General features: G+C 72.4%; 22 protein-coding genes, 1 tRNA gene and 1 pseudogene. 9 read left to right on the forward strand and 15 right to left on the reverse strand.

Features of this window, described 5'->3' with window-relative positions; genetic code table 11:
- The first annotated feature begins 103 nt into the window (after positions 1-103).
- Positions 104-1,480 carry an MFS transporter gene (locus ACFVQ0_RS28930; protein ID WP_390092132.1) on the forward strand — a complete coding sequence of 459 codons (1,377 nt, stop codon included), beginning with the start codon at positions 104-106 and terminating at the stop codon, positions 1,478-1,480.
- 81 nt (positions 1,481-1,561) lie between these two features.
- Here the strand turns inward: ACFVQ0_RS28930 and ACFVQ0_RS28935 are convergent, their stop codons facing one another.
- Both ACFVQ0_RS28935 and ACFVQ0_RS28940 read right to left on the reverse strand, forming a co-directional pair.
- The gene (locus tag ACFVQ0_RS28935; protein ID WP_390092133.1) at positions 1,562-2,101 is read right to left on the reverse strand and encodes an AAA family ATPase; all 540 of its coding nucleotides are present in this window, start codon (positions 2,099-2,101) and stop codon (positions 1,562-1,564) included.
- A 41-nt stretch (positions 2,102-2,142) separates the two neighbouring features.
- The gene (locus ACFVQ0_RS28940) at positions 2,143-2,949 is read right to left on the reverse strand and encodes a sulfite exporter TauE/SafE family protein (RefSeq protein WP_390092134.1); all 807 of its coding nucleotides are present in this window, start codon (positions 2,947-2,949) and stop codon (positions 2,143-2,145) included.
- A gap of 93 nt (positions 2,950-3,042) precedes the next feature.
- Here ACFVQ0_RS28940 and ACFVQ0_RS28945 point away from each other — a divergent pair.
- Positions 3,043-3,835, forward strand: a pseudogene (locus ACFVQ0_RS28945) (AraC family transcriptional regulator).
- Here the strand turns inward: ACFVQ0_RS28945 and ACFVQ0_RS28950 are convergent.
- Positions 3,836-5,044: an MFS transporter gene (locus ACFVQ0_RS28950; RefSeq protein WP_390092135.1), complete on the reverse strand. Its 1,209-nt coding sequence runs from the start codon at positions 5,042-5,044 to the stop codon at positions 3,836-3,838. It abuts the pseudogene before it with no gap.
- A gap of 54 nt (positions 5,045-5,098) precedes the next feature.
- Between ACFVQ0_RS28950 and ACFVQ0_RS28955 the strand changes: the two genes are divergently transcribed.
- Complete coding sequence (locus ACFVQ0_RS28955; RefSeq protein WP_390092136.1) at positions 5,099-5,842, forward strand: AraC family transcriptional regulator; 744 nt, start codon at positions 5,099-5,101, stop codon at positions 5,840-5,842.
- Between the two features lie 45 nt (positions 5,843-5,887).
- Here ACFVQ0_RS28955 and ACFVQ0_RS28960 read toward each other — a convergent pair whose 3' ends face one another.
- Positions 5,888-7,000, reverse strand: coding sequence for an alkene reductase (locus ACFVQ0_RS28960; RefSeq protein ID WP_390092137.1), 1,113 nt, complete (start codon positions 6,998-7,000; stop codon positions 5,888-5,890).
- A 53-nt stretch (positions 7,001-7,053) separates the two neighbouring features.
- On the opposite strand from ACFVQ0_RS28960, the gene ACFVQ0_RS28965 reads away from it, so the two are divergent.
- On the forward strand, positions 7,054-7,452 hold the full coding sequence (locus ACFVQ0_RS28965) for a MerR family transcriptional regulator (RefSeq protein ID WP_390092138.1): 399 nt from the start codon (positions 7,054-7,056) through the stop codon (positions 7,450-7,452).
- Between the two features lie 59 nt (positions 7,453-7,511).
- On the opposite strand, the gene ACFVQ0_RS28970 is transcribed toward ACFVQ0_RS28965, so the two are convergent.
- A tRNA-Met gene (locus tag ACFVQ0_RS28970) sits at positions 7,512-7,585 on the reverse strand.
- A 166-nt stretch (positions 7,586-7,751) separates the two neighbouring features.
- On the opposite strand from ACFVQ0_RS28970, the gene ACFVQ0_RS28975 reads away from it, so the two are divergent.
- Positions 7,752-7,940: a DUF6381 family protein gene (locus tag ACFVQ0_RS28975; RefSeq protein WP_385038336.1), complete on the forward strand. Its 189-nt coding sequence runs from the start codon at positions 7,752-7,754 to the stop codon at positions 7,938-7,940.
- Positions 7,941-8,006: 66 nt separating this feature from the next.
- On the opposite strand, the gene ACFVQ0_RS28980 is transcribed toward ACFVQ0_RS28975, so the two are convergent.
- The 9 genes from ACFVQ0_RS28980 to ACFVQ0_RS29020 all read right to left on the reverse strand — a co-directional run bounded on the left by ACFVQ0_RS28980 (position 8,007) and on the right by ACFVQ0_RS29020 (position 15,760).
- Positions 8,007-8,405 carry a DUF6221 family protein gene (locus ACFVQ0_RS28980; RefSeq protein ID WP_311307504.1) on the reverse strand — a complete coding sequence of 133 codons (399 nt, stop codon included), beginning with the start codon at positions 8,403-8,405 and terminating at the stop codon, positions 8,007-8,009.
- Between the two features lie 193 nt (positions 8,406-8,598).
- Entirely contained in the window at positions 8,599-9,045 is a 447-nt protein-coding gene (locus ACFVQ0_RS28985) for a nitroreductase family deazaflavin-dependent oxidoreductase (RefSeq protein ID WP_390092260.1), read from the reverse strand.
- A gap of 124 nt (positions 9,046-9,169) precedes the next feature.
- The gene (locus ACFVQ0_RS28990; protein WP_390092139.1) at positions 9,170-9,589 is read right to left on the reverse strand and encodes a hypothetical protein; all 420 of its coding nucleotides are present in this window, start codon (positions 9,587-9,589) and stop codon (positions 9,170-9,172) included.
- A 263-nt stretch (positions 9,590-9,852) separates the two neighbouring features.
- On the reverse strand, positions 9,853-10,368 hold the full coding sequence (locus ACFVQ0_RS28995; protein WP_390092140.1) for a lytic polysaccharide monooxygenase auxiliary activity family 9 protein: 516 nt from the start codon (positions 10,366-10,368) through the stop codon (positions 9,853-9,855).
- A 287-nt stretch (positions 10,369-10,655) separates the two neighbouring features.
- A complete protein-coding gene (locus ACFVQ0_RS29000) occupies positions 10,656-11,378 on the reverse strand; it encodes a DUF4230 domain-containing protein (protein ID WP_390092141.1) in 723 nt (240 codons plus the stop codon).
- A complete protein-coding gene (locus ACFVQ0_RS29005; RefSeq protein ID WP_390092142.1) occupies positions 11,375-12,274 on the reverse strand; it encodes a DUF4389 domain-containing protein in 900 nt (299 codons plus the stop codon). Before ACFVQ0_RS29005 ends, ACFVQ0_RS29000 begins: the two co-directional genes overlap by 4 nt.
- Before the next feature lie 130 nt (positions 12,275-12,404).
- Entirely contained in the window at positions 12,405-13,241 is an 837-nt protein-coding gene (locus ACFVQ0_RS29010) for a VanZ family protein (RefSeq protein WP_390092143.1), read from the reverse strand.
- A gap of 131 nt (positions 13,242-13,372) precedes the next feature.
- A complete protein-coding gene (locus tag ACFVQ0_RS29015) occupies positions 13,373-14,623 on the reverse strand; it encodes an NAD(P)/FAD-dependent oxidoreductase (protein WP_390092144.1) in 1,251 nt (416 codons plus the stop codon).
- Between the two features lie 135 nt (positions 14,624-14,758).
- Positions 14,759-15,760 (reverse strand): MerR family transcriptional regulator, encoded by a 1,002-nt coding sequence (locus ACFVQ0_RS29020; protein WP_390092145.1) that lies wholly within the window; start codon positions 15,758-15,760, stop codon positions 14,759-14,761.
- 161 nt (positions 15,761-15,921) lie between these two features.
- Here ACFVQ0_RS29020 and ACFVQ0_RS29025 point away from each other — a divergent pair, with 161 nt between their 5' ends.
- The 4 genes from ACFVQ0_RS29025 to ACFVQ0_RS29040 all read left to right on the forward strand — a co-directional run bounded on the left by ACFVQ0_RS29025 (position 15,922) and on the right by ACFVQ0_RS29040 (position 20,508).
- On the forward strand, positions 15,922-16,539 hold the full coding sequence (locus ACFVQ0_RS29025) for a sigma-70 family RNA polymerase sigma factor (RefSeq protein ID WP_390092146.1): 618 nt from the start codon (positions 15,922-15,924) through the stop codon (positions 16,537-16,539).
- A gap of 200 nt (positions 16,540-16,739) precedes the next feature.
- Positions 16,740-18,284, forward strand: a complete 1,545-nt coding sequence (locus ACFVQ0_RS29030) for an SDR family oxidoreductase (protein ID WP_390092147.1) — start codon at positions 16,740-16,742, stop codon at positions 18,282-18,284.
- A gap of 69 nt (positions 18,285-18,353) precedes the next feature.
- Positions 18,354-19,727, forward strand: a complete 1,374-nt coding sequence (locus ACFVQ0_RS29035; RefSeq protein ID WP_390092148.1) for a cryptochrome/photolyase family protein — start codon at positions 18,354-18,356, stop codon at positions 19,725-19,727.
- 112 nt (positions 19,728-19,839) lie between these two features.
- Positions 19,840-20,508: a DUF1275 family protein gene (locus ACFVQ0_RS29040; RefSeq protein WP_390092149.1), complete on the forward strand. Its 669-nt coding sequence runs from the start codon at positions 19,840-19,842 to the stop codon at positions 20,506-20,508.
- A 205-nt stretch (positions 20,509-20,713) separates the two neighbouring features.
- Here the strand turns inward: ACFVQ0_RS29040 and rpmG are convergent, their stop codons facing one another.
- The gene (gene rpmG, locus ACFVQ0_RS29045) at positions 20,714-20,878 is read right to left on the reverse strand and encodes a 50S ribosomal protein L33 (RefSeq protein WP_390092150.1); all 165 of its coding nucleotides are present in this window, start codon (positions 20,876-20,878) and stop codon (positions 20,714-20,716) included.
- Positions 20,879-20,890: the final 12 nt, after the last annotated feature.

The following is a 20,890-nucleotide window of genomic DNA, read 5'->3' on the forward strand; positions in this document are numbered from 1 at the left end:
CGCCCCGGGCCGGCCTGGGCGGGTGCCGCCACCGCGCCACCCGCCCCGCCCCGCCCCGGCCCGCCCCTCCCCGTCCCCGTAAACCTTCCTGCCGGAGGTCCCCATGCCGGACCGCACCACCCCGAGCAAGCCCCAGAGCCCGTACCGGTCGGCGCTGGCCGCCCTGGCCGGCACGTCGATCGAGTGGTACGACTTCTACGCGTTCGCCACCGCCGCGGCGATCGTGTTCGACGACGTCTTCTTCCCCTCCGACATGCCGCCGGCGCTCCGGACGATCGCCGCCTTCGCCACCTTCGCCGTGGGTTTCCTGCTGCGGCCTCTCGGCGGCATCGTCTTCGGTCATATCGGTGACCGGGTCGGCCGCAAGAAAACCCTGGTCATCACGTTGTTGATGATGGGCATCGCGTCGTTCGCCATCGGACTGCTGCCCACCTACGCACAGGTCGGCGCCCTCTCCCCGATCCTGCTCATCACGCTCCGACTGGTGCAGGGCATAGCGATCGGCGGCGAGTGGGGCGGCGCGGTTCTCATCGCGGTCGAGAACGCGCCCAAGGGAAGGGCCACGTTCTTCGGCTCCTTCGCCCAGCTCGGCTCCTCGGTCGGCGCACTGCTGTCCACCGGCGCGTTCAGCCTCATGAACCTGTTCGGGAGCGAGGCCTTCCACAGCTGGGGCTGGCGCGTGCCGTTCCTCGCCTCCTCCGTCCTCGTCGTCATCGGTCTCGTGGTCCGCACGAAGCTGGAGGACTCCCCGGTGATGGACGACATCCACGCCTCGCAGCCGGAGCCCGGCGCGACCGGCGGCAGGCTGCCGGTCACCGAGGTGCTGACCAAGGACTGGAAGACCGTCCTGGTGGGCGTGTTCGCGCTGGCCACGGCCACCGGCGGCTACTACGTCGTGACCAGCTATCTGCTCTCGTACGGCACCGACGAGCTGCACCTGTCCGAGTCGATGCTGCTCAACGGGCTCTCGCTGGCCGCGTTCCTGGAACTCGTCGTCACCCCGTTCCTGGCGCTGCTCGGGGACCGCGTCGGCGCGCACCGGGTCGTCGTCGCGGGGCTGACCGGGGTCGTGCTGTTCTCGCTGCCGCAGTTCATGGTGATGGGCACCGGCAGCGTCGTGCTGATCTACCTGTCGATGCTGGCCATGCGGCTCGTGATGTCCGCGCTGTACGGGCCGATCGCGGCGATCCTCGCCGACGGCTTCGCCCCGCACGTGCGCTACACCGGTATCTCGCTCTCCTACCAGATCTGCAACATGATCTTCGCCGGTTTCGCGCCCGTCACAGCGGTATGGCTCTCGTCCCTGGCGGGCGGCGCGTACTGGCCGCCCGCGGTGGCGCTGATGGTCGTCTCGGTCATCGGCATCTGGTGCACCCTGCGGCTGCGGACCTACCACCAGCTCCGGCTCACCGCCGAGTCCGCCGCTGCCGCCCGCCCGGCGCCGCAGCTCCCGACGACCGCGGTCACCGCCGGGAACTGACGGCTCACCACGCACCACCGGCCGGGCTGTCGCCTCCACGGAACAGCCCGGCCCCTCCGTCAGCCGCTCACAGCCGGCCGGTCACAGCCAGCCTGCTTGTCCGACGACCGATGCGGCGATGTCGGTGACCGAACCCTTGGTCGTGTCGACGGTGAAGTCGTTCACCGTCGAACGGTCGAGGACGGCGTCCAGTTCGCCGCACCGGTCCAGATGCCATCGCAGCGCTTCGGGTTCCCGGTCATGGCGGCGGGTCAGACGCTCACGGAGGACAGCGGGATCGGCCCTGAGACGGCATACCGTGAGTTCGGCGCCCACCGCCTCCGCCAGCCGTCGGCGCTCGTCCGGCTGCTCGATCACACCCGCGAGCACGAGACGTGTCGCGCCCGCGTCGAGATAGTTGGCGGCGACGCTCCGCACGTTCCGCAGCAGCATGCCGAAGTTGAAGCGGTCACCGGTCGGGGCGGGCCACGACCGCCTCAGACTGTCGAGATCGAGCACCGCGTGAGGAATCCCGGCGTCGGCGAGGAGATCGCCCACGGCCTCTGCGGCGGTCGTCTTGCCCACGCCGACGGTGCCGTTGATCAGAAGTGCGGACCCATCTCCGTTGCCGTGTACACGCATTGCGGCATCGTAACGCCGGCGTCCCGGCCAACGGCCCGGCCCTACGCCGCCAGCGGCATCGCCACCATCACCGTGGCCAGCAGTCCGACGTACGCCCAGGCATGGGTACGGTCCGGGATCCGCGGCGGGCGCCGGCGCAGCACCGCGATCACCGGCAGAGCTCCGAGGAGCAGCGCCGAGGCGGCGCGGACGTCGACGAGACCGGCCAGGTGCGCGTGCGCGGCGGCGGGGACCGTGGCCCCGAACAGGGACACCGCGGTGGCCGGGAGCGCGATGGCCAGGGTCAGCGGGTTGGCCAGGGCGGTCGCCACCCGCATCGGGTGCCCGGCGCGCCGCATCGCGGGGACGGTCATCACGCTGCCGCCCACGCCCAGGAAGGCCGCGACCGCCCCGACCGGGGCGCCCAGGAGCGCGGGCAGCGGGCGCGGAGTGCCAGGGGCCGCGTCCTCCAGCTCCGCACGCGCGCGCGGGCGCAGGAACCCCGGGCGCAGGAGCAGGTCGACGATGGTGAGGGCGACGTACGCGACGAAGGCCCAGCGCGTCGGACCGGCCGGGGCGAGCGCGGCGGCGACGGCTCCGGCAGAGGCGCCGGCCGCCAGGAGGAGGAGCAGCGCGCCGCTGCCGCGGAGCGCGCGGAGCACCTGGCGGGGCGTGACGGCCGTCGCGAAGCCCGCGTTCACCACCATCACCAGCGCCGAGGTGGCCGTCGCCACCCGCATCGCGTCCCCGCCGAGTGCGGCGTCCGCCCACACCACGACCGGCACCGCGACGAATCCGCCGCCGAACCCGAACAACACCGTCGTCATCCCCGTGAGGAGTCCGATCCCCACCAATGCCACCACGTCCATGGGCACCACTCCACCAGCGCGGACGGGATGCCCGCATTCGATGACCGGCACCATTCCTTCGCGTTTCGGCCAGTGGCGTGGAAGGCTGGAACGGTGAAGAACGTTTCTCTCGCCGACGTCGACCACATCGACCGGGCGGTCCTGCCGATCGGCACCGACTACCCGCCCGGGCACGTGCTGGACTGGCACGAACACCGGCGCGCGCAGTTCCTCTACGGCGCCACCGGGGTGATGGTCGTCGACACCGCCGACGGCAGCTGGACCGTTCCGCCGGAACGCGCGGTGCTGATCCCGGCGGCCACCCGGCACCGGGTCCACATGCTGGGAGTGAGCACCAGGAGTCTGTACATCGAGCCGGGGGCGGTCCCCCTGGTGGCCGGTGACCTGCATGGTCGTGGACGTCTCCGCGCTGCTGCGCGAACTGCTGCTGGCCGCGGTCGAGTTCGAGGCGGACTACGGGCTGTCCGGCCGGGAGGGGGCCGTGGCCGCGCTCCTCCTCCACGAGATCGCCGAGCGCGCCCCGCTGCCGTTCCACGTCGGGATTCCCGCCTCGGCCGACCTCGCGAGGCTCTGCCGCGAGTATCTGGACGCCCCTGACGCCACGGTCACCAACACCGAATGGGCGGCGCGGACGGCCATGAGCGAACGGGCCTTCACCCGGCGCTTCCGCTCCGAGACGGGCGACAGCCCCGCTGTCTGGCGGGCCCGCGCCCGGCTGCTCGCGGCCGTCGCGCTGTTGCGGACCGCGTCGGTGAGCGAGGTCGGCGGGCGGCTCGGCTACGCCTCCCCCGCCGCGTTCACCGCCGCCTTCACCCGTACCTTCGGCCGGCCACCGTCCCGCTTCACCGCGAACCGCCGGGGCGCCGGGAGCGGCCGCCGCTCCTGATCAGACGGACCCGCGCCGGACAGGCGGGCCGGGCTGCCGCGCCGCCGGTGCGGGCTTCGCGACGGTGCGTCCCGGCGCGGTGGGCTCGGGCAGGGTACGGAACAGCAGCCAGCTCAGGGCGGGCATCAGGATCAGCGGGGTCAGGGCGGTGCGCAGGGAGGTCGCGTCGGCGAGGCCGCCGATCAGGGGGCTGGCCAGGCCGCCGATGCTGACGGTCAGCCCGAGGGTGATACCGCTCGCGGTGCCGACGCGGGTGGGCAGGTAGTCCTGGCCGAGCGTGACCTGGAGCGAGAAGGGGACGTACAGACCGGCGGAGGTCAGCGCCACGCATACGTAGACCGCCGGGCCGGGCACGTACACGACCCCCGCGACGGCGGCCACCGAGACGAGGTACGACCAGCGGGCGACGGCGACCCGGTCCCAGCGGTTGGCCAGACCGCCGCCCAGTACCGAACCCACCGCGCCGCCGAGATAGAGCACGAACAGCGCCGCGGTGCCGGCCGCCGTACTGCCGCCGAGGCGCTGCTTGACGTAGAGCGAGATGAAGGTGCTCAGGCCGATGAAGGCGATGGACCGGAAGACCACGGCCAGCGACAGCTTCACGAACGACGCCTTGTCGTCGGCCCCGGCCCCGATCGTGCTGCCGGGGCCGCCCGGTGCCGTCTTCTCCAGCGCACGCAGGACGGGCAGGCACAGCACGCTGCCGACCAGGGCCGGGATCACGAACAGCGGCGCCAGCCGCAGCCCGCCGGAAGAGACGACCGCGGTGACCATGAGCGGGGCGGCGGCGAAGCCGAGGTTGCCGCCGACCGAGAACCAGCCCATCGCGGTATGGCTGCCCCGGCTGACGAGCCGCGCGACGCGGGCGGACTCGGGATGGTAGGCGGCGACACCGATACCGGACACGGCGACGAACGTCAGGGTCAGGGCGTAGGAACCGCTCACGCAGCTCAGGGCGATGCCCAGCCCGCCGAGGATCGTGCTCACCGGCAGCAGCCAGGGCATCGCCCAGCGGTCGGTGAGGACACCGAACACCGGCTGGGCCACCGAGGACAGCAGCGACGCGGCGAGCACGACACCCGAGACAGCGGCGTAGCTGTAGGCGCGTTCGGCGACGAAGAACGGTACGAGCGACGCGACGGCGCCCTGGTAGATGTCCACGCAGGCGTGGCCGACCGACAGCATGAGGATGGTCCTGTTTCTGGGCACATCGCCATGTTCATGGCCGAAGAGTGTGACGCGCTTCCGATATGCTGCCAACCAATGACGGAAATCCGCCACGAGCCGGTGGCACCGACCCGCACCGAGTGGCTGGCGTCCGGAGCGGCCATCGACGCCCACCGCCACGACGGCCATCAGATCGTCTACGCGGGCCGGGGAGTACTGGCCGTGACCACCGGCGCGGGCACCTGGATCGCGCCGGGCACGCGCGCCATCTGGGTGCCGGCCGGGACCGCGCACGCCCACCAGGCCCATGGCGAACTCGAACTGCACCTGGTCGGCCTGGACGCGAGTGACAACCCGCTCGGCCTGGACGAGCCGACCGTGCTGGCGGTCGGCCCCCTCCTGCGCGAACTGATCCTCGCCCACACGCGTACCCCGTACGACGACGGACCCGAACGCGGCAGGCTGCGGGCCGTGCTGCTCGACCAGTTGCGGACCTCGCCCCAGGAACCGCTGCATCTGCCCACTCCGACCGCTCCTCAACTGCGGGCGGTGTGCGAGATCCTGCGCACGAATCCGGCCGACGACCGCACGCTGGCCGCGCTGGGCAGGGAGGCCGGTGCCAGCGACCGTACGCTCTCCCGGCTCTTCAAGGCCGATCTCGGGATGACGTTCACGCAGTGGCGCACCCAGCTGCGCCTGTACCACGCGCTGGTCCTGCTCGCCGAGAACGTCCCGGTGACCACCGTGGCCCACCGGTGCGGCTGGTCGTCCGCCAGCGCGTTCATCGATGTCTTCCGCCGCGCGTTCGGGCACACGCCGGGCACGCACCGGCCCCGCTGACCAACGCCTCACCGCGGCCGGGCCGCCGTCGTCCGGTGCGCGTGGTCACCGGCGGCCCAGTGCGGGGTAGTCGTTGTAGCCCTCCGCCCCGTGCACGTGCATCAGCAGTTCCGGGCGGATCTCGTTGAGAGGCGCGCCGGTGCGCAGCCTCTCGACGAAGTCGGGGTTGGCGAGGAAACCCCGGCCCAGCGCGATCAGGTCGGCGCCCTCGGCGAGCAGGCGCTCGCCCCGCCGCTTGCCGCCGTCGGCGGCGCCCTCCTCGCGGGAGAGCACCGGGTTCGCCATCAGCGTGCCGGGCCAGGCCTTGCGGATCCCGGCGAAGAGCGCGCTGTCCGGGTCGGCGTAGATCAGGTGCAGATAGGCCGGGCCGATGCGCGCGAGGGCGGGAAGAAGCGCCCGGTAGATGTCCTCCGTGTCGCCCTCCTCGATGCTGTTGACGCCCACTCCGGGCGAGATCCGTACCCCGACTCGGTCGGGGCCGATGGCTTCGGCGACGGCGCGCACCACCTCGGTGGTGAACCGGATCCGTCCCTCCGCCGGTCCGCCCCAGCCGTCGGTCCGGCGGTTGGTGTTCTTCGCCAGGAACTGGTGGAGCAGGTGGCCGTTGGCGGAGTGCACCTCCACACCGGCGAAACCGGCCTCGACGGCGTTGCGTGCGGCGGTGGCGAAGTCCGCGATGGTGGACCCGATGTCCCTGGCACTCATCTCACGGGGCTCGACACCGCTCCGCGGCCCGCCGGGGGTGTGCAGTTCTTCCGGAAACCGCACGGCGGACGGGGCGAGCGGGATGTGGCCGCTGGTATCGGGATGGCCGACCCGGCCGCCGTGCTGCAGCTGGAGGAACATCCGGGTGCCGGAAGCGGCGCGCACCGCGTCGGTGACCCGGCGCCAGCCGGCGATCTGCGCGGAGCTGTGGATGCCGGGGATGTGGGGGTAGGTCTGGCCGACGGGGTTCGGCGTCGTACCCTCCGCGATGATGAGGCCGGCCGAGGAGCGCTGCGCGTAGTGGGTTGCCATCAGTTCGCCGGGAACCCCGTCGGCCCCGGCCCGGTTGCGGCTGAGCGGTGCCATCACGAGCCGGCTGGACAGCTCCAGCGTGCCGAGGCGGGCGGGTTCGAACAGCCGGGATACGGCGGGGGCCTGCTGTGTGTTCGTCATGCCGGTAACGTAGAACCTGACATTGATGTCAAGTTCAAGTCGCGGGGTGGGACATGCGTATCGGGGAACTGGCGTCACGCACGGGTGTCAGCGAGCGGTCGCTGCGTTATTACGAGGAGCAGGGCCTGCTCACGTCCGGCCGGACACCCGGCGGCCACCGGGACTTTTCCGAACGTGCCGTCGACCGCGTCATCCGCATCCAGGAGCTCTACGCGGCAGGGCTCCACAGCTCGGCGATCGGGCGGATCCTGCCCTGCATGCGTGACGACGACGGCGGTCCGGCCGCCAACGCCACTCCGGCGCTGGTCGCGGAGCTCACCACCGAGCGGGACCGGATCGACCGCACCGTCAATGACCTGCTCCGCTCGCGCGAGGTCCTGGACCAGGTGATCAGCACCGCGGCGGGCGCGAGCACTCCCGGCCCGCAGGACCAGGAGCGGTCCCGACGGTGAGTGGCAGCGAGAAACGAGCAGGGCCCGGAACCGTACGGTTCCGGGCCCTGCTTCGAGAGTAGCGGGGACAGGATTTGAACCTGCGACCTCTGGGTTATGAGCCCAGCGAGCTACCGAGCTGCTCCACCCCGCGTCGTTGTGATCCCCACCCTACGCCACCTCGGCGAGCGCCCCGACCACCTCGCGGCGCATGCGTCGCGGCCGGTCACCGTCGCGGTCGGTCACCGTTCGAGATGCAGGTGCGCGGGAGCGCTGATTCGCTGGTGGCGTCGGCCCTCCCCCGAGATCCAGGAGTGATCATGAGCGTTGCGGATGAATCCGGAGGCCGCGCCGAGCGCATTCGCGCCAAGGCGCAGGAAATGCAGGAGGCCGCCGAGCGGGCCTCCGACCCACAGGAGCGGGAGCGTCTCAAGGACAAGGCCCGCCGGCTCCAGGAGCGAAGCGATCAGGTGAGCACGAAGGGCGACCGAGGCGTGAATCCCCTCTGAGCACCCTCTCGGCGGTGGTCACCGGGGGCGGCCGGGCACGAGCGCCGCGGCGTCCCGGCCGCGGCGCTACTGGGTGAACCGGGGAAGCCACTTCACCTGGTATTCGGGGTGCCCCGCGTGCTCAGCGGCCATCTGCCGGACCACGAACCCCAGACCGAAGGCGCGCCCGGAGGCGAAGTCCCGTTCGGGGCGGTCGGTGTCCAGCGCGGCCACCTCCGCGTACTCGTCCAGGAGCACGCGGCTGGTCTCGATGCGCTGGAGCGTGCGCGCGGGATCCTGCCGGGCGATGTGGTGGTTGTAGCCGTGAGTCCGCAGGCTGAACGCGATCGCGCCGCTGCGGTCGTGGATTTCGCCCGGCACCTCGGCCGGACACCGCCAGCCCTCGCCACCGGCCGCACGCGCGACGTCTTCTTCCTCGTCGAGACGTGCCCGGACGAACGCGACCAGGCGGACATTGTCTGTCATCAGGTTCTGAATCCTTCCCACTCGGCCCCGCACCTCAAGGGGCCGTGCTGGAGAGTATCCCGCCACGCCGTGTGCCCCGTAGCGGCGAGAGACGGCCGGAGGCCCCACGGTTCCGGGAAGCGGAACCGGTGGGGCCTCCGGGGCGCGCTCGGCGATACGGCCGCCGCCCCGTTCTCGTACCGTGCCCGGCCGGTCAGTGGCCGGACTGGGCCGGTTCCAGGACGAAGACCGGGATCTGCCGGTCGGTCTTCTTCTGGTAGTCGGCGTAGTCGGGGAACGCCTCGACGGCCCGCTCCCACCAGAGCGCCTTCTCGTCCCCGGTCACCTCGCGGACGTTCATGTCCTGGCGCACCGGGCCGTCCTGCAGTTCGGCACGCGGGTCGGCGGTGAGGTTGTAGTACCAGACGGGGTGCTCGGGGGCTCCGCCCTTCGAGGCGACCACCGCGTACACCCCGTCGTGCTCCACGCGCATGAGCGGGGTCTTGCGGATCTTCCCGCTCCTGGCGCCACGGGTGGTCAGGATGATGACGGGCAGGTCCCGCATCGTCGTCCCTTCCGTGCCGCCCGAACTCTCGTACTGCTCGACCTGGTCCCGAACCCACTGGGAGGGGCTGGGCTCGTACTCACCCTGGAGAGGCATGACGTCTGTCCCGTCGTCGACGATCCGGCCGTGACACTTCATCGGCCGCGGTTCCTCATCATCGCTTCAACCGTATCGGCCGCCCCGAACCCCGTGCGCGGCCGACGTGTCGCGTCGGGCGGGGTCAGCCGTGGGGCCCGCGTCCGTAGCCGCCGCGCCTGCGGGCGGCCGTCACGAAGCCGCCGACCGCGAACACCGCCAGCCCGGCGGCGCCTCCGATCACCGCGGGCACCAAGGTCCTGGTCCGTCTCGGGGCGATCGGCTCGCGCGCGCCCCCGAACCGGGTACCGAGGGCATCGCTCCCGCCCGGTCCGGACGCGTCGAGCGGACCGGGACCGGGCACCGCTGCGGCCCTGGTGTCTCCGTCCCGGTCCGGCGCGGTGCGCGCGACCTCCGCCGACGCCGCCGCGACCGGCACCGCTCCCGCGCTCAGCGCCACGGTGAGGGCGACCGCGAAGGCGTATCCGCGACGCGAACGCGCCCACGCCCCGGAGGGACCCGGGCGGCGGGGGCGGCCGGGGCCGAGGAGGTTCGATATGAGCATGCTGGATCCGTTTCTGCCGACGCGGTGACGGATTCAGCGTCGCGGCGCCCGGCCGGATCGGCGCGGCCCGGACAGCATGCGGGTGACGGGGCCTGCCATCCGGGTGCCGCCCGCCCGGTGCCCCGCCCCACCGCCGGGGCCGTGGTGGCACGAAAAGGACCCCCGCCCGGTACGGGGCAGGGGTCCCTCCTCCTACGCGCCCGCCGAGGGCGGCGCCGTGGCCGGCCGCGGCGCTCCGGAACGGCGGGGCGGTGCGTGCGGGATCAGCTGACGTTGACGTCGATGCACGCGTAGAAGGCGTTGGCCGTGTCGGCGATGTTCCAGACCGCGAGGACCTTCTGCTGTCCCTTGAGGCTGCCGAAATCGACCTGGTGGGTGACGGTCGCACCGGGCTGGGCGCCGTTGTCGTTGAACTCCGCGATCTTCTGGCCGCTCGCGAAGTACTGCCATGTGCTGGTGGAGTGACGAGCCGTCAGTACCCACTGGAACGAGGTGCTGGAACTCACCGGAGTGACCTTCCAGCCCTTGGCGTCGTCGTCGAGCTCGGCGAACCCGCTGTTGCCGCCGCTGCAACTGGTCAGCCCCTTGGGGCCTTCCACGCTCTGGGGCTCGTAGGTGATGGAACCGCAGCTGACCGTTCCGGCGGCACACTGCGCCTGCCTGCTCGGCGGTGACGAGATGTAGCCGTGGGCGCTGGCCGACCCTGCCGGGAGGGACAGGGCGAGTACCGGTGCGAGTACGGCACCGACGGCTACGGCGGTCTTCCTTTTCGCGTGCATGCTTCTCCTTCACATGAGGCATCGCTGCGACGCGGGCGGACTGTGGGGAGCCCGATAGCGGCAGTCCAGCCTCTCAGGTGTGGGGCCAAGAGGCGCGAAGGGAACGGCAGGATCCATGACCGGACACACCCCGGAATGCGGATGTCCGACGCCGTCCCTGCACTTGGACTAGACCATACCCATCGAGACGTGACCGTCAAGGGTGCGACACTTCAGGGGAGTTGAGCGAGGGACCGGAGCCGGCCGCCGGCGGGCCGGCGCAGCCCCGTCCGCCCGGTGGCCGTGTCCTACTTCCGGGCGTCACCGTAATGGACCGTGACCTCCGTGAAGCCGAGCGAGCCGAGCAGCCCCTGGAGCATGGCGGTGGTGTTCTTCTCGGCGCGCTGGGTCAGCCCGCTCTCCTTCGCCGCCTCGCCGATGTGCTGGGCCGCCAGTTTGTTCACCGCCTGCTCGCTGCCGGGGTTGTCGGAGAAGAAGTCCCCGATCCGGTCGAAGAGCCCGCGCTGTTTGGACACCGCGTAGGAGCGGTCGGGATCGAGCGCCGGTTTCCCGAGGACGGCGTGCGGCAGCCGGAGCTCGGCCGTGGTCCGGTCGTCGTTGACGACGACTCCGTTGTCGGCGACGTCGCCCAGGTCGACGGAGGCGCCGACCGTGCCCGCACCGACGTACAGCGTGCGGGAGCCCCGGATCACGTCGGGGAGGAACTTGGTGTCCTTCTCCAGATCGACGACGACCTGGAAATTGCCCGCCGCCGCCTCGTACCTGCTCATGTCGCGAATCGACTTGAGTACGGCCGGACCCGAGCGGTCATGGGTCTTCTCGCCGAAGATGTCGCCCAGCCCCGGCAGCAGACTGAGCCGCGTGCCGAGGAGAAGCAGCGCGACGGCGACCGCGCCGATGGCGACCGCCCTTCCCCATCGTCGGGCGCGGCGGGGGCCGTTGTCCCGGCCGCCGCCCGCTTGCCCGTCGGACCCGCCCGGTGCGTCTGTCGGTAAGTCGGTGGAAGTCATACTCCCCGTGTGACCCGGCTGTCCGGATTCACTCCGCCGCCCGCCGCGGTTCCGCTCGATTCCGTACCTTGATACAGACGGCCGGCCGAGCCGGCCCTCACACCGCGGTCGCTCTGCTGCCGCATCCACGTATCGGTGTCGTCGGACGATGACCTGGTGAACGATGTCGAGATGGCGCTCGCGAGCCCGAGAACCAGGAAGAGCACCACCAGCGCCTTGGCCGCGCCGCTCATGACCAGCGGCCGGGTGGCGGAGTGCCCCTGCCGCTCCGGCACGGACAGCGCGTCCTCGCCGAAGAGGCGCTTGGGGTAGGCGGGGCTGAGCAGCGACATGTAGGCGGTCACGCGCATGTCGTAGCGCAGCGTGGCGGCCGTGGCCTGGAAGAGGGGGCGGGGCATACGTCCCAGGATCAGTGTGATCAGCCACCACAGGATCGCCAGGACGGACCAGCCGGACGTGACGAGGCTCTGCACGATCGCGGCGGGGATCACCAGGATCAGCCGGAAGAATACGGCCAGCCGGTTCAGCCGGGTCGGGCGGACGTCGATCTGAACCGGATAGTCGGGCGGCGGGTTCAGCGCGAAGGGCGGGTAGCGGTCGATGAGCAGCATGCCGCTCGCCCCGACCCTAGTTCGGTAGCCGAGCACTCCGGCGAGGAAGCGGAAGACGGGCTCCGGCAGCCGCCCCAGCACGAGGGCGGCGAACCAGCCGAACACGGCGGTGAAGAAGGCCGCGATCTCCAGGAAGAACAGCACGACGAAGTGCGGGATCAGCAGAATCAGCCGGACCAGGACGGTGAGCCGACGCTGGCGGATGGGCTCGATGAGATCCAGCACGGGCAGGAATTCATCCGCGTCGCCCGCCCTTCGCCCCGGGCTCCACTGGGCGTCGGCCATGGCGCTCGCCTCCGGCAGGGTGATCGTGTACGCCCTCTGCGTACTCCGCGCCCCCTACGCTCGGGCGCGGGAAAGCGGCCCGCAAATGGCCACGGGCCGATCGGGTGCCCGCCGGTCCCGGCCCGGACGGTCAGCGACCGCGGAACCGGTCCAGCAGCGCACGGCCCGGGTTGGTGCCCTCCTTGTCGTCACGCGGGGCCTTGCCGCGTGCGGCTGCGGGCTTGGGCTGCGGCTTGGGTTTGGGCTTGGACGTCGTGGCACCGGTTTTCGGCTTCGGCTGGGTCTTGGGCTTGGGCGCTGTGGTGGCGGCCTTGGGCTTGTTCGTCGCGACGGGCTCGGGCTTCGCGTTCGCCCCGGCCTTCGCCACCGGTTTCGTCGTCGGCTTGGTCGTCCGTTTCGCTGTCGGTTTCGTCGTCTGCTTCTTCGTCTGCTTCGTCCGTGCCCCGGCCTTCGCCCACGCCCCCTGCCAGGGCCGACGGCGCGAATCCGTCTCGTGCGCGTCGCGGGCCACCGGCTCCGGCTCCGGCACGGGCTCCGGTCCGGCCGCGAGCACGTGGTAGCGGTGGCTCAGGCGACGGCCCAGCAGCAGGTAGCCGAGGAGAGCTCCCGCGGTGTTGAGAATGACGTCATCGACGTCGAAGGCCCGCCCGGCGACGAGCGCGCCCTGCACCAGTTCGACAATCGCTATGACCAGCACGGTCAGCAGGACCATGCGGATCATCCGCAGGCGGCGCGGTACGAGAATGGGCAGGAGCACGCCGAACGGCATGCCCAGTACCAGGTTCCCGCCCGCCTGCTTGCAGGCCGCGAGAAAGGTGTAGTCCTCGGCGTACTGCCGCAGCGAGCGGCCGGGACGCAGATTCGACTTCACGAGTTCCTCCGAGGCGGGCGACGGGGTCAGCGTCACCTTCGCCAGCACCACGGAGAAACCGACCATGGCCAGGAAGGCCAGCACCAGGAAGGTCACCTGCAGGAGGATGCTGCCCCATGTTCTGCGCCGCGTTCCGCTCTGCGTACCACTCTCAGCCTCTGCGTTCATGGGCGACAGGTGCCCCGGTCCGGTCGGACCACACCTGGCCGTTGTCGGCCGCCGTGCGATCAGCCCCGGTCCGCGAGAACCTCACGGGCCGCACGGGCCCCGGAGGCGAGCGCTCCCTGCACCGATCCGGTCGCTCGGTGATCCCCGCACACGTACCGGCCCGGCCGGACGCGTGAGGTGCGGGACAACGGCCACGGCGGCGGCATGGCGGGCAGCGCCCCCGGCACCGAGTAGGTGGCGAGCAGGTCCCAGTCGGCGGTGTCGGTGGCGTGGACCTCCGCGAGATCCCGCCGCACCCGCGCTTCCCGGTCCGGGGCGTCGGGGCCCGTCACCGAGGTCGAGACCAGCGCGTACCCGGCGGGGGCGCAGCCGGGTACGGCCTCGCTGAGGACCATGGTGTTCAGGAAGCGGCGCCTGCTGTCGACGAGCAGGGTCGGTTCCCGCAGCGGGGACGAACGGGCCACGTGGTAGTACGTCGTGACGGTGCGGGTCGCCGGGACCGTCAGGCCGGGCAGCAGCCGCGCGGCCCTCTCCGGGCCCGTCGCCACCACCACGACGGGCGCGGCACGCTCCGTACCGTCCTCGCAGAGCACACCGTCGTCGGTGAGGCTGCGCACGGGGGTGTCCAGGGCCAGGGTGCGCGGCGGCAGCGCCCGTGCGAGCGCCGCCGGTACGGCTCCGATTCCGGCCGAGGGCAGGCAGAGGGTGCCGCGCAGCATGCTGCGCCAGACGAGGTGGAAGACGCGGGACGAGGTCTCCAGTTCCTCCTCCAGGAAGACGCCCGACAGGAACGGCTGGAACAGGGTCCGCACCAGTTCCTCCGAGATGCCCGCATCGGCCAGTTCGGTGCGGGTCGTGCGATCGGCGCGCCGCCTGATCGCGCTCGCCGGGCCGAGCATGTCCCGCGCCGAGAGCACCCCGAGCGCCAGCAGATCTCGGCCGGAGGCCAGTCGTCCGGGCAGCAGTTCACCGACAGAACCGGGGCGGCGGGTCGGGTCGCTGAACCGTACCCGGCCGGTGGCGCCGGTCCCGGTCTGCACGAGCACGCCGGGGGTGAAGGGGCGCAGCCGCAGCTCACGGAGGGTCAGGCGCTTCCTGACCTGCGGGTAGGAGGTGTTGAACACCTGGAAGCCCCGGTCGAGGAGGAAGCCGTCCCGGCGGTCGGTACGCATGCGGCCGCCCACTTCGTCCGACGCCTCCAGGAGCTGGACGGAGAGTCCGGCAGCGGTCAGATCGGCCGCACAGGCGAGGCCTGCCGCTCCCGCTCCGATCACGATGACATCGGGCCGGGGCTCCGCGGGGTTCGCCATGGGATGCACCTTTCGTACGGGCTGCCGGCCACGGCCGGGAGCCGGGCCCGTCCGACCGGGTCGGTCCGGACCGGGCTCATCGCGCATGTTCCCAGCTCGGGCCGGACCTGCCCGGCAGGCGGCGGGCGGCGCGTCTCACCGGGCGCACAGTCCGGTGAGCATCCTGATCGCCTCGGCAAGCTCCCGCGGCCGGTGGGTGCCTGGCATCGGGGGGCCCGCCCAGCCGGGTCCGGCGACCAGCACGGCCGGACGGGTCCTGGCGCCCCGTACCCCCCGTTCGCTGGAGGCCACGTGCTGTGCCAGCGGGCGCGCCGCCGTGTTCCGCGACTGGGACCACAGCACCACGGCCGACGGGCCGGTTCTGCGCACGGCCTCGCTCAGCGCCTCCCCCGGCACCGACGCACCGAACATCCGTACGCCCAGGCCCCGCTGGGTCAGGCAGGCGGCGAGCGCCTCCAGCGGAAGCGTGTGCGTCTCGCCCGGTGTGCAGGCCAGCAGGGTGAGCCCGGTGGCGTCCCCGGCGGCGGCGGGCCGCACGGCGACCCGCCGCAGGGCGCTGGAGACGTGCCAGGACAGCAGGTGCTCGACCTCGACGTACTTCTCGCCGGACGTCTGCCATTTGCGTCCCACCGCGTGCAGCGTCGGCATGATCACCTGGTCCCAGGCGGCCACCGGTCCGTACCGGTCGATCGCGGCGGTCAGCCGGTCGTCGATGGTCGACGCGTCCAGCCGGAGTGCCGCGCTCATGAGCCCTCGGCGTTCGTGGCGCGCGGCGTCCGGGCCGAGCCCGTCCGGCTCTGCGTCGGAGGGCAGTGGGCGCGGTGGGGGTGCGGGGAGCACGGGGTGGTGTGCGGCGGCCGGGGCCCGCGTACCGGGAGCCGCGTTCAGTGCCGTGCGGGCGGCCTCTGCCGGGGGTACACCGGAGCCGGTCAGCTCGCACATGCGTTTTAGTACGGCGATGTCCTCGGCTGTCCACCGCCGGTGCCTGCCGCCCTGCCTGCGGGCGGGGCCGATGCCGTAGCGGCGGTCCCAGGTCCGGAGTGTCGTCGGCGCGACGCCGAGCCGGCGTGCCACTGTGCCGGTGGTCAGGCCATGCTCGTCGGTTCCCGCCTGGGCCCGTTCCGTGGAGGACGGCATGCGTTTGATCATACGACGCAGAATCGACGCAGGTTGTCCGGGCGGGTTCGCTGTTGGAACGCTGCCCGTCGCGGGCCACCGTCGGAGGCCCGGAGAGCACACCGGACGTCTCCGGCCGTGGACGCGGCTCCCGGGCAGGGGCGCCCGGAGGAAGGACAGCGATGACCGCGCTCGCACCGCGGGCCACCCGGCCCGGCAGGCCCGGTCCGCGACCGTGCGCCGCGCAGGACCTCACCGACGAGGAGCTGGCCGCCGGTCTGGTGGGTGGCAGCGAGGACTGCTTCGCCGCCGCCTACCGGAGGTGGGGCGCGCTCGTGCACTCCCTGGCCGCCCGGTCCCTCGGTGACAGCCGTGAGGCGGAGGACGTCACCCAGCAGGTCTTCATGGCCGCCTGGCGCGGCAGGCTCGGCTACCGCCCGGAGCGCGGCCCGCTGCCCGGCTGGCTCGTCGGCATCACCCGGCGCAAGATCGCGGACGCCCTCGCCGCGCGTACCCGCCGTGCCGAACTGGCAGCGGCGACGGCGGCGCGGCTGCGGCTCGTGGAATCCGGCGCGGCCGGGGGTCCGGACTCGGCGCTGGACCGGGTCCTGGTCGGTACGGAGCTGGGGAAACTACCCCAGGTACAGCGGCGCATCCTGCACATGGCCTATTACGACGGCCTCCCCCAGACCCGTATCGCGGAACTGACGGGGCTCCCGCTCGGCACGGTCAAGAGCCATGTGCGCCGGGCGCTGCACCGGATCCGGCGCTCGCTGTCCGGCGGCGACACCGAGCGGTGACCGGCAAGGCTCGGCATCCCGGACGGATCGCCGACCGGGCGCGGCGAGGCCACCGACGCACAACCGACGCAGCATGCTCCGGGATCCCGCGAATGTGACCATGGGCGGGTGCGTCCGCCGCATCCGGACGCCTCGAAGAGCGTGATGCGTGACGACGGGGCACGGTGAAGCGAGCGGTAACCGGCCGATGCGGAGAACCCATGAGCACCAACAGCACGGACAAGCCAGAGAAGCCCCTGCACTGCCTGGTGACCGGGGCCACCGGATACATCGGGGGCCGGCTGGTCCCCGAGCTCCTGAAGGCCGGGCACCGGGTGCGGTGCATGGTGCGCACCCCCCGGAAACTGCGGGACTACCCGTGGGCCCCGGACGTCGAGATCGTCCGGGGCGATGTCACCGACGCTGACTCGGTCGCCTCCGCCATGGCGGACATCGACGTGGCCTACTACCTGGTCCACGCGCTGACGACCGGTGCGGACTTCGAGGAGACGGACCGCAGGGCGGCCACCGTCTTCGCGGAGTCGGCCGCCGGGGAAGGCGTCGGCCGGATCATCTATCTCGGCGGGCTCACACCGCCCGGCGTACCCGAGCGGGAGCTCTCGCCGCATCTGCGCTCGCGCGCCGAGGTCGGCAAGATCCTGCTGGATTCCGGGGTACCGACAGCGGCCCTGCGGGCGGCGGTCATCATCGGATCCGGTTCGGCGTCGTTCGAGATGCTGCGCTATCTCACGGAACGGCTGCCGGTCATGGTGACGCCGAGCTGGGTCTCGACCCGGATCCAGCCGATCGCGGTCCGGGACGTGCTGCGCTACCTCGTGGGCAGCGCCCGGATGCCCCGGGACGTGAACCGCGCGTTCGACATCGGCGGCCCCGACATCATCACGTACCGCGAGATGATGCAGCGGTACGCGGAGATCGCGGCGCTCCCGCACCGGCTGATCCTGCCCGTCCCGATGCTGACGCCACGGCTGTCCAGTCACTGGATCGGGCTGGTCACACCCGTCCCCAGGTCGATCGCGCGGCCGCTCGCGGAGTCGCTGCGGTACGAGGTCGTGTGCCAGGAGCACGACATCGTGCGGTACGTGCCCGACGGGCCGGGGCAGCCCTTCACGTTCGAGAAGGCCCTGCACCTCGCCCTCCAGCGGGTGCGCGAGGCCCGGGTCACCACCCGCTGGTCGTCGGCGTCGGTGCCCGGTGTGCCGAGCGACCCGTTGCCCACCGACCCGGACTGGGCGGGCGGCAGCCTCTACACCGATGTGCGGGAACTCGACGTCGCGGCGTCGCCGGAGGCCCTCTGGAAGGTCGTCGAGGGCATCGGCGGCGATCACGGCTGGTATTCGTTCCCGCTGGCATGGGCCGTACGGGGCTGGCTCGACCGGCTGGTGGGAGGGGTGGGCCTGCGCCGCGGGCGCCGGGACACCGACCGGCTGCGGGTGGGTGACTCCCTGGACTTCTGGCGGGTCGAGGAGATCGAGCCCGGCCGCCTGCTGCGGCTGCGCGCGGAGATGCGGCTGCCCGGCCTGGCCTGGCTGGAGATGTACGCGGAACGGGACGAGCGGGGCCGGGCGCACTACCGGCAGCGGGCGCTGTTCCACCCGCGCGGACTGCTCGGCCACGCGTACTGGTGGAGCGTGTCACCGTTCCACGCGATCGTGTTCGGCGGCATGGCCCGCAACATCGCACGGGCCGCCGCGGCGCTGCCGTCCTCACCGGCGGCCGGGGAACACGGCGCACTGTCCCGGTGACCACCGCATCCGCCGGGGGCCGAAGAACGGAACACAAGCGTGTCCACGCCCCCCACCAGGAGTCGCGCCATGACCGTAGCGGTCGTCCTCTACACCTCCGATCTCCGTCTGCACGACCATCCGCCGATGCACGCCGCGCTCGCGTCCTGCGACGAGGTCGTGCCGCTGTTCGTCCGCGACACGGGGATCGACGCGGCGGGGTTCGGCGCCCCGAACCGCCTCGCCTTCCTCGCCGACTGCCTCCGGGACCTCGACGCCGGGCTGCGCGAGCGGGGCGGCCGGCTGGTGGTCCGCTCGGGCGACGTGGTGACGGAGGTGTGCCGGATCGTCTCGGAGACCGGTGCGGGCGATGTCCATCTGGCCGCGGGGGTCAGCGCCTACGCCCGCCGCCGCGAGGAACGGCTGCGCGCGGCCCTGGAGTCCGGCGGGACGCGGCTGCACGTCCACGACGGCGTGGTCACCGCGGTCGCGCCGGGCGCCGTGACCCCCGCGGGCTCCGACCACTTCGCCGTGTTCACCCCGTACTTCAGGCGCTGGTCCGGGGAGCGGGTGCGCGATCCCTTCGGTGCGCCGCGAGCCGTACGGGTCCCGCCGGGTCCGGGGTCGCAGGACGTGCCGGTCCGCGCCGCCGTGTCCGGCGTCTCGGCAGGGCTCGCGGAGGGCGGCGAGCGGGAGGCCCGCAAGCGGTTCACGGCCTGGCGGCGCCACGGGCTCGCGGCGTACGAGGACCGCCACGACGACCTGCCGGGGGACGCCACGTCCCGCCTCTCGCCGCATCTGCACTTCGGCACCCTCTCCCCCGCGGAACTGATCCACCGGGCGCGCGCGGCCGGTGGAACCGGAGCCGACGCGTTCGTCCGGCAGCTCTGCTGGCGCGAGTTCCACCACCAGGTCCTCGCGGCCAGGCCCGGCGCGGCCCGCCTCGACTACCGGACCCGGCACGACCACTGGCGGTCCGGGACCGCCGCCGCGGAGGAGACCGAGGCCTGGCGCCAGGGCCGCACCGGCTACCCGGTGGTCGACGCCGCGATGCGCCAACTGCGCCACGAGGGCTGGATGCACAACCGAGGACGGCTGCTCGCGGCGGGCTTCCTGACCAAGACCCTGTACGTGGACTGGCGCGTCGGCGCCCGGCACTTCCTGGACCTGCTGGTGGACGGAGACGTCGCCAACAACCAGCTGAACTGGCAGTGGATGGCCGGAACGGGCACGGACAGCCGCCCCAACCGGGTGCTCAACCCGGTGCTCCAGGCCAAGCGCTACGACCCGGACGGCGCCTACGTACGGCGGTGGGTGCCGGAGCTGGCGGCGCTGGCAGGGCCCGCCGTGCACGAGCCGTGGAAGCTGCGCGGCGCGGAGCGCGCCCGGCTGGACTACCCGGATCCGGTGGTGGACCTGGCCGACGGGCTGGGGCGGTTCAAGCAGGCGCGCGGCCTGGAGTGAACGCCGCAGCGCGCGTCGGGGTACCGGCGGCCGGTGCGGCGCCGCCCCGCGCGGCACGCCGGGCCTGCGGGCAACACACCCCTGCGGGCCCGGCGCCAGCGAAAATGCGGCCATGCCGACTCCTGACGCGCCCTCCGTCCCGGCCGGCCGTGCCACCGTGGACGGACCGCGCGGTCATGCGGCCCTGCTCCTGCTGTCCGCGGCGTCCGGCGCGGCGGACGCGTTCGTCTTCATCTGCGTCGGCCAGGTCTTCGCCGGGGTGATGACGGGGAACCTGGTCCTGCTGGGAGCCTCCGCTGCCGGGGCGGGCGAGGCGGGGGTGGCGCTGCGGGTGGTCACGGCGCTCGTCTCGTACGGCTTCGGGGTGGCGTGCGGTGCGGTGGCGGGCGAGCGGGTGTGGCGGCGGCTGCCGGTGATGCTGACGGCAGAGGTGGCGCTGCTCGCCTCCGCCGCCGTGCTGTGGGGGCTGGGTCTGATCACTTCGGACGCGGACCGGCTGGGCCTGCTGGCTCTCATGGGGCTCGCGATGGGGATCCAGGCCCGTCTCCGTGCCACGCCGACGAACTACTTCACCGGCACGCTGACCTCCCTCGTCGGCAGGGTGGCCGTGGGCTCCTGGCGGCGGGGCGACGGCTGGGTGGCCGGCCGGCTGGCCGCCTTGGTGGCGGGCGCGGCGACGGCCGCGCTGGCCGTGCGCGAGCGGCCGGGCACCGGGGCCGTGGCCGCCGCGGCGCTCGCGGCGGCTGCGCTGCTGATCGAGGCCGCACCGCGTCGGCGGTGAACCGGGGCCGGGGCCGCGACCGGGCAAAAGGGAAGCCCCGGCCGGATCGGGGGAATCCAGCCGGGGCGGTTCTTGGTGGACGCGCTCAGCGCGCCATCACATATAGGTGAACGATAAACCATCGTTTCTCGTTCCCGGACATCCGCACCCTGGACTGTGATCCGAAGCACGGACGCGCGGGAGCCGCGAGCCACTGGACGGTCGGTCAGCGCTCCTCACGGAAGAGGACGTGCCGCCCGGCGGCCGGGTCGTACTTGCGCAGCACCAGCCGGTCGGGGTTGTTCCGGCGGCTCTTGCGGGTCACGTAGCTCTGTCCCGTTCCCGCGGTCGAGCGGAGCGTGACAACGGGGCGGGTTTCACTTCGGGCCATGGGAACCTCCGT

It is taken from the genome of Streptomyces sp. NPDC057900, assembly GCF_042887885.1.
In the GTDB taxonomy this organism is placed as follows: Bacteria; Actinomycetota; Actinomycetes; order Streptomycetales; family Streptomycetaceae; genus Streptomyces.